Source organism: Sphingomonas sp., assembly GCF_048595155.1.
In the GTDB taxonomy this organism is placed as follows: domain Bacteria; phylum Pseudomonadota; class Alphaproteobacteria; order Sphingomonadales; family Sphingomonadaceae; genus Sphingomonas_I.
In genome coordinates this window covers 21690-28372 of the sequence record NZ_JBMDXN010000082.1, presented here as the reverse complement: position 1 = coordinate 28372, position 6683 = coordinate 21690, and the positions used below count along the sequence as shown (strand labels likewise).

6 protein-coding genes are annotated in these 6683 nt (G+C 64.6%); 5 read left to right on the top strand and 1 reads right to left on the bottom strand.

Going from position 1 to position 6683, the window contains the following annotated elements; all coding sequences use genetic code 11:
• Positions 1-30: 30 nt before the first annotated feature.
• Positions 31-318: a GIY-YIG nuclease family protein gene (locus ACOJSI_RS13235; RefSeq protein ID WP_420138763.1), complete on the bottom strand. Its 288-nt coding sequence runs from the start codon at positions 316-318 to the stop codon at positions 31-33.
• Positions 319-521: 203 nt separating this feature from the next.
• On the opposite strand from ACOJSI_RS13235, the gene ACOJSI_RS13230 reads away from it, so the two are divergent.
• From ACOJSI_RS13230 to ACOJSI_RS13210, 5 genes are all read left to right on the top strand, one after another.
• Positions 522-1460 (top strand): bifunctional riboflavin kinase/FAD synthetase, encoded by a 939-nt coding sequence (locus ACOJSI_RS13230; protein ID WP_420138762.1) that lies wholly within the window; start codon positions 522-524, stop codon positions 1458-1460.
• Positions 1461-1562: 102 nt separating this feature from the next.
• On the top strand, positions 1563-4550 hold the full coding sequence (gene ileS / locus ACOJSI_RS13225; protein WP_420138761.1) for an isoleucine--tRNA ligase: 2988 nt from the start codon (positions 1563-1565) through the stop codon (positions 4548-4550).
• 111 nt (positions 4551-4661) lie between these two features.
• Positions 4662-5201, top strand: a complete 540-nt coding sequence (lspA, locus tag ACOJSI_RS13220) for a signal peptidase II (protein WP_420138760.1) — start codon at positions 4662-4664, stop codon at positions 5199-5201.
• Entirely contained in the window at positions 5194-5622 is a 429-nt protein-coding gene (locus ACOJSI_RS13215; RefSeq protein WP_420138759.1) for a DUF3035 domain-containing protein, read from the top strand. The genes lspA and ACOJSI_RS13215 overlap by 8 nt, the downstream gene beginning before the upstream one ends.
• 127 nt (positions 5623-5749) lie before the next feature.
• A complete protein-coding gene (locus ACOJSI_RS13210) occupies positions 5750-6667 on the top strand; it encodes a pirin family protein (RefSeq protein ID WP_420138758.1) in 918 nt (305 codons plus the stop codon).
• Positions 6668-6683 lie beyond the last annotated feature (16 nt).

Sequence of the window (6683 nt, the reverse complement as noted above, 5' to 3'; positions counted from 1 at the left end):
CCCCCGGGGTCCCGCTCCTTCAGCGTCCCACTAGATCAAGTCGTTATACCGATCTTCCCAATTCGGGTTGTCGGCCTCGATCAACGCGAACTTCCAATCACGTCGCCAGCGTTTCAGCCGCTTCTCGTGGGCGATCGCGTCGTCGATCGTCTCCGCCTGTTCGGCCCAGACCAAGCGGGTGAGGCCGTAACGCGCGCAGAAATCGGATCCGCTGCCGGTCCTATGTTGCGTAATTCGCGCCGGCAGAGATGCCGTCACGCCGACATATATCGTCCCACGGTAGCGATCCGCCATGATGTAGACCCAGCCGGCGCGCATCCGTCCTCCGCTTCAGCGAAAGGATCACAAGCGGGACCCCGGCTCAAGGCCGGGGTGACGAATATGTCATCTTATCGCACTCTCCTACCGTCACCCCGCCCTTGAGCCGGGGTCCCGCTCCTTCACCTCGTTGGCCGAGGCACAAACGCCGCGTCCGATCGGCGATTGGCGGGAGACGCAACCCTGCTTATAGCCGCAGCAACATGACGCTTTTTCATAATGATCAGCCGCTGCCGCCGGCATTGCGCGGTGCGGTGGTCGCGCTCGGCAATTTTGACGGCTTTCATCGCGGCCATCAGGCGGTGGTCGGGCGGGCGGTTGCGCGCGCGCGGGACGAGGGGCGTCCGGCGATCGTTGCCACCTTCGATCCGCATCCGGCGCGCTTCTTCCGAGCCGAGGGCGCGCATTTCCGGCTGACCACGCTTCAGCAACGCGCGCGCCTGTTCGCCGCGGCGGGGGCCGATGCCACGCTCGTACTGCGCTTCGATGCGGCGCTTGCGGCGCTCGGCCCGGAACAGTTCGTCGCCGAGCAGCTGGTCGGCCGTTTCGGCGCCACAGCGGTCGTGACGGGCGAGGATTTCACCTTCGGCAAGGCGCGCGCCGGTACCGCCCCGATGCTGGCTCTGCTGGGTGCGCCCTATGGCATGGCGGCGGAGACCGTGCCGGCGGTGACGGATGCGACCGGCGTCATCTCCTCGAGCCGGATCCGCGCGGCCTTGATCGCGGGCGACTGCGGCACGGCAACCGCGCTTCTGACCCGCCCCTTCGCGATCGAAGGGACGGTTGTTCATGGCGATCAGCGCGGGCGCGAATTGGGATATCCCACGGCCAATATGGAGCTGGGCGACTATCTGCGGCCCCGCTACGGCATTTATGCGGTGCGCGCGCGGCTGGCCGACGGACGAATATTGGAGGGCGTCGCCAATCTGGGCGTCCGCCCGAGCTTCGATCCGCCGAAAGAATTGCTGGAGCCCTATTTCTTCGATTTTTCGGGCGACCTCTACGGTCAGACGATCGAGGTGCAACTCGTCGATTTCCTGCGGCCCGAGGCAAAGTTCGACGGCCTGGATGCGCTGAAGGCGCAGATGGCTACGGATTGCGAAAACGCCCGCCAGATCCTAATTGCCACGCCGTCACCCTGACCTTGTTTCGGGGTCCATCGTGACACATGCGCGATGCCCGTTGCAGGATGGATGCTGAAACAAGTTCAGCATGACGGATTCCTCGTTTAGAGCGCAGCCCCTATGTCTGATACCCCCGAGACCAAGCGCGATTATCGCGACACCGTCTTCCTGCCGAAGACCGACTTTCCGATGAAGGCCGGCCTTGCCGCCAAGGAGCCGGCAATCCTGGCCAAATGGCTCGGCGACAATCTGTACCAGCAGCTGCGCGAGAAGCGCGCCGGGCGCGAGCGCTTCATCCTGCACGATGGCCCGCCCTACGCCAATGGCGACATCCATATGGGCCATGCGATGAACAAGGTGCTGAAGGACATCATCGTCCGCAGCCAGTCGCTGCTCGGCAAGGATGCGCCCTATATTCCGGGGTGGGCTTGTCATGGCCTGCCGATCGAGTGGAAGGTCGAGGAAGCCTATCGCGCCAAGAAGCAGAACAAGGACGAGGTGCCGGTCGATCAGTTCCGCGCCGAATGCCGGGCCTATGCCGCCAAATGGGTGGCCGTGCAGCGCGAGCAGTTCGAGCGGCTCGGCGTGATGGGCGAGTGGGACAATCCCTACCTCACCATGAATTATGCGTCGGAAGCGGTGATCGCGGGCGAATTGCTCAAGTTCGCCGAGACCGGCCAGCTCTATCGCGGCGCCAAGCCGGTGATGTGGTCGCCGGTCGAGAAGACCGCCTTGGCCGAGGCCGAGGTCGAATATGAGGACATCGTCTCGACGCAGATCGATGTGGCGTTCGAGATCGTTGAGGCGCCGAACGCGCCCGAGCTGGTCGGCGCCTATGCGGTAATCTGGACGACCACGCCCTGGACGATCCCGGTCAACCAGGCTTTGGCCTACGGGCGAGAGGTGGCCTACAAGCTTGTAGAGTTGAAAACCGGCGTGTTCGACGAATTGCCGGAACTTGAATATCTTCGTGGAAAGCGGATTCTACTCGCTTCCGACCTTGCAGAAGACTTTCTTGCTCGCCTTCATCCCCATATCGGGATGGATTGGATGACAGTGTGGGAGAACCAGCTAGGCAGTCTCGAAGGTGCTTGGGCCCGCCATCCAATGCACAAGCTTGGTGGTTTCTTCGCCAAACCCCGGCCCATGCTGCCGGGCGATTTCGTCACGACCGACAGCGGTACCGGTCTCGTCCACATGGCGCCCGATCATGGCGAGGACGATTTCCTGTTGTGCAAGGCGCACGGGATCGATCCGGTGTTCGCGGTCGAAGGCGACGGCAAATATCGCGCCGACTGGCCGTGGCTGGGTGGGCAGGGGAGCGTCATCAACCCCAAGTTCAACGCGCCGGACGGCCCGATCTGCAGCGACCTGCGCGAGGCAGGGGCGCTGCTGGCGGCGAGCGCGGACTATCAGCATAGCTACCCGCATAGCTGGCGCTCCAAGGCCAAGGTGATCTTCCGCGCGACCCCTCAATGGTTCATCGCGATGGATAAGGGGATTGCGGCGGAGATTGATGCTGACACAACTCCCTCTCCCCAGCGGGGAGAGGGCTGGGGTGAGGGGGAGCGGGGCGAAGCCGCGCGCCAAACCTCGAATTCGGGCCACCCTCACCCAACCCTCTCCCTCAAGGGAGAGGGCCCTACGAGCAATGGTGCTACGTTGCGCGAACTCGCGCTCGACGCCATCGCGCGCACCCGGTTCGTGCCGGAAAAGGGGCGCAATCGGATCCATGCCATGGTCGAGGGTCGGCCCGACTGGGTGATCTCGCGCCAGCGCGCCTGGGGCGTGCCGATCGCGCTCTACGTCAACAAGGCGACGGGCGACTATCTGCGCGATCCCGCCGTCAACGCGCGCATCGTTGCCGCGTTCGAGGTGGGCGGTGCCGACGCTTGGTTCGGCGCGGACCATCAGGCTCTGCTCGGGCCCGATTACAACGCCGCCGACTATGAGCCGCAGAAGGACATTCTCGACGTCTGGTTCGATAGCGGCTCGACCCACGCCTTCACGATCGAGGCCCGCTATGGCGAGGGTGTCCGCGCGGATCTGTATCTCGAAGGATCGGATCAGCATCGCGGCTGGTTCCAGTCGTCCTTGCTCGAAAGCTGCGGCACGCGCGGCGTGGCGCCCTACAAGGCGGTATTGACCCACGGTTTTGCGCTCGACGGTCAGGGCCGCAAAATGTCCAAGAGCCAGGGCAATGTCGTCGATCCGCTCAAGATCATCCCTGAGAGCGGTGCGGACATCCTGCGGCTGTGGGTGGCGAGCACAGACTATTTCGAGGATGTGCGGATCGGCAAGGAAATCCTCGCCGGCACGTCGGACGCGTACCGCAAGCTGCGCAACACGTTCCGCTATTTGCTGGGCGCGCTCGACGGCTTCAGCGAGGATGAGCGGGTCGAGGCGGCGGACATGCCCGACCTGGAGCGTTACGTCCTGCATCTGCTGACGCGGCTCGACACGGAATTGCTGGCGGCGACCGAGGCGTTCGAGTTCAACCGCTATGCGCGCGCATTGACCGATTTCTGCAACAACGATCTGTCCGCCTTCTTCTTCGATATCCGCAAGGATTCGCTCTATTGCGACGCCGCGGACGATCCGAAGCGGCGGGCCTATCGCACCGTGCTCGACACCTTGTTCCACGCATTGGTGCGCTACGCCGCGCCGATCCTGTGCTTCACCGCCGAGGAAGTGTGGGGCACGCGCTACCCGGATGCGGGCTCGGTCCACCTGCTTGAGTGGCCCGGGATTGATCCGGCCTGGGCGGACGATGCGCTCGCCGAACAATGGGCCGGCCTGCGCTCGCTGCGCCAGATCGTCAGCGCCGAGATCGAGCCGAAGCGGCGCGAGAAGGTGATCGGGTCGAGCCTGGAGGCGAAGGTCGCGATCGGCCTGCCCGACGATCGCGATCGGCCCAACGTCACCCATGACGAGCTGACCGAGTTGCTGATCGTGTCCGAAGCCGTGATCGACACGGTTGCGCACGGCCCGGTCGCGGTGGTGCACCGCTCGGACTATCACAAATGCGGCCGCTGCTGGCGCCTGCTGCCCGAAGTCGACGAGGACGGCGACCTGTGCGGCCGCTGCACGGAGGTGGTGGGTGCGTAAGATGCTCGTTACCTCAGAGGCTTGCGCCACCATTGCAAAGGACGCCGTCACCCCAGGGCAGGCTGGGGTCCACGGACCTTTCCTTAATTTCCATCGCGCGTTGCTGTCGACATGGACCCCAGTCTGCGCTGGGATGACGGCGGACTTGGTATGAGCGGGCAGCGCATCGGCTGGATCGTCGCGATCCTGACGCTGGCGTTCGACCAACTCGCCAAATGGTTCGTGACCGGGCCGCTGCGGCTGATGGAGGTCAATTCGATCGAGATACTGCCGATTTTCCGCCTGCAATGGGTGGCCAATCACGGTGTTTCGATGGGCTTCCTTACGGCAAGCAGCAATGCGCAGCGCTGGGCCCTGGCGCTGGGTACGGCCGTCATCGCCGCCTTTGTGGCGGTGTGGCTCGCCCGCGAGACGCGCAAGCCGGACAGCATTGCGTTGGGCATGATCCTGGGCGGTGCGCTCGGAAACATCGTCGATCGAGTCCGGCTGGGCTATGTCACGGACTTCCTGAACCTTCACTTTGGCGCATGGTCGCCCTTTTATGTCTTCAATATTGCCGACGCTGGGATTAGCGTTGGCGTAGCCTTGTTGGTGCTGCGCGCTTTTGTGACACGCGACGCGCCCGCCCCCGCGGAGAATAAAGATGGTTAAGCGTATTTTGGTTGCGGCGGTGCCGCTGGCGATGCTGACGCTCGCCGGATGCCACAGCGGCCCGAAGGGCGGCGTGTTCGCCTCACGCAAGGGCGTGCCCGACGAATTTGCGGTTGGCCGCGCGGCGCCCTTGACCGTGCCGCCGGATTTTGCGCTGGTTCCGCCCAAGCCCGGCCAGCCGCGCCCGCAGGAAGCCGACAGCTCGGCGCAGGCGCTGAACGCGCTGTTCGGCGGCCAGCGTCCGGTCAGCCAGGGCGAAGCGGCGCTGACCGCCGCCGCCGGTGCGCCGCCGCCGCCGGGCATCCGATCGGAAGCCGGCGATCCCGATACGACGACCGTCAACAAGGGGGCCAATACCCAGGCCATCCTGAAGGCGCCCCCGTCGACCAACCCGGCTGCCAACGCCAGTACGCCGCAATAAGGCGGAGTTATGCCTTTAGCGTTCGTGCTGAGCCTGTCGAAGCACCGCCCTTCTTCTGCGCTGAAAAAGACGGCCCTTCCACAAGCTCAGGGCGAACGGTGATCGGGGCGATCAGGACAAGCTTCTCATGACAACGCGCGAAAGCCATGTAGACGCAGTCGATCTGGTGATCCTGCCGCCCTCGCGCGATCTGGGAGACGGTTTCACCGTCCGGCGCGCCTTGCCCCAGCCGCAGCGGCGGATGGTCGGGCCGTTCATCTTCTTCGATCAGATGGGGCCGGTGGAGTTGCGCGACGGCCAGGGGCTGGACGTGCGGCCCCATCCGCATATCGGCCTCGCCACGATCACCTATCTGATGGACGGGGAGATCCTGCACCGCGACAGCCTGGGTTCGGTCCAGTCGATCCGCCCTGGCGAGGTCAATTGGATGAGCGCAGGCAGCGGCATCGTCCATTCCGAACGCAGCCCTGATACGGCGCGCCATGGCGGAGCCAAGCTGTTCGGCTTGCAATTGTGGGTGGCGCTGCCGGCCAGCCAGGAGGAAAGCGCACCCTCCTTCGCGCACCATGATGCCACCGACATCCCCTCCGGCACCTTTGATGGCGTCACCGTCCGGCAGATCGTCGGCGCCATGGACGGTCTGTCCTCGCCGGTGAAGACGCTGTCCGAGATGGTCTATGCCGAAATCGTGATGGCGCCGGGAACCCGCTACCGCGTGCCGAGCGAGCAGATCGAGCGTGCTTTCTATCTCATCGATGGCGCGGTGACGGTGGACGGCCAGCCTTTTGGACCGAGCGAACTGGTGATCCTGAAACCGCATGCCGAGATCGTGCTTGCGAGCGAACGCGGCGCCCGGCTGGTGATCGTGGGCGGCGAGCCGTTCCCTGAGCAGCGCCTTATCTATTGGAACTTCGTGTCGAGCCGCGCGGAGCGGATCGAACAGGCCAAGCAGGATTGGCGCGAACGGCGTTTTGCCGCGGTGCCGGAGGAACATGAGTTCATCCCGCTGCCCGCCGAGCCGGCGCCGCCTGTACGATATCCGTAACGCACCGCACCACGAT

Coding starts and splice junctions, on each gene's coding strand:
- ACOJSI_RS13235 (WP_420138763.1), bottom strand. CDS start 318: ATGCGCGCCGGCTGGGTCTACATCATGGCGGATCGCTACCGTGGGACG.
- ACOJSI_RS13210 (WP_420138758.1), top strand. CDS start 5,750: ATGACAACGCGCGAAAGCCATGTAGACGCAGTCGATCTGGTGATCCTG.
- ACOJSI_RS13230 (WP_420138762.1), top strand. CDS start 522: ATGACGCTTTTTCATAATGATCAGCCGCTGCCGCCGGCATTGCGCGGT.
- ACOJSI_RS13215 (WP_420138759.1), top strand. CDS start 5,194: ATGGTTAAGCGTATTTTGGTTGCGGCGGTGCCGCTGGCGATGCTGACG.
- lspA (WP_420138760.1), top strand. CDS start 4,662: ATGGACCCCAGTCTGCGCTGGGATGACGGCGGACTTGGTATGAGCGGG.
- ileS (WP_420138761.1), top strand. CDS start 1,563: ATGTCTGATACCCCCGAGACCAAGCGCGATTATCGCGACACCGTCTTC.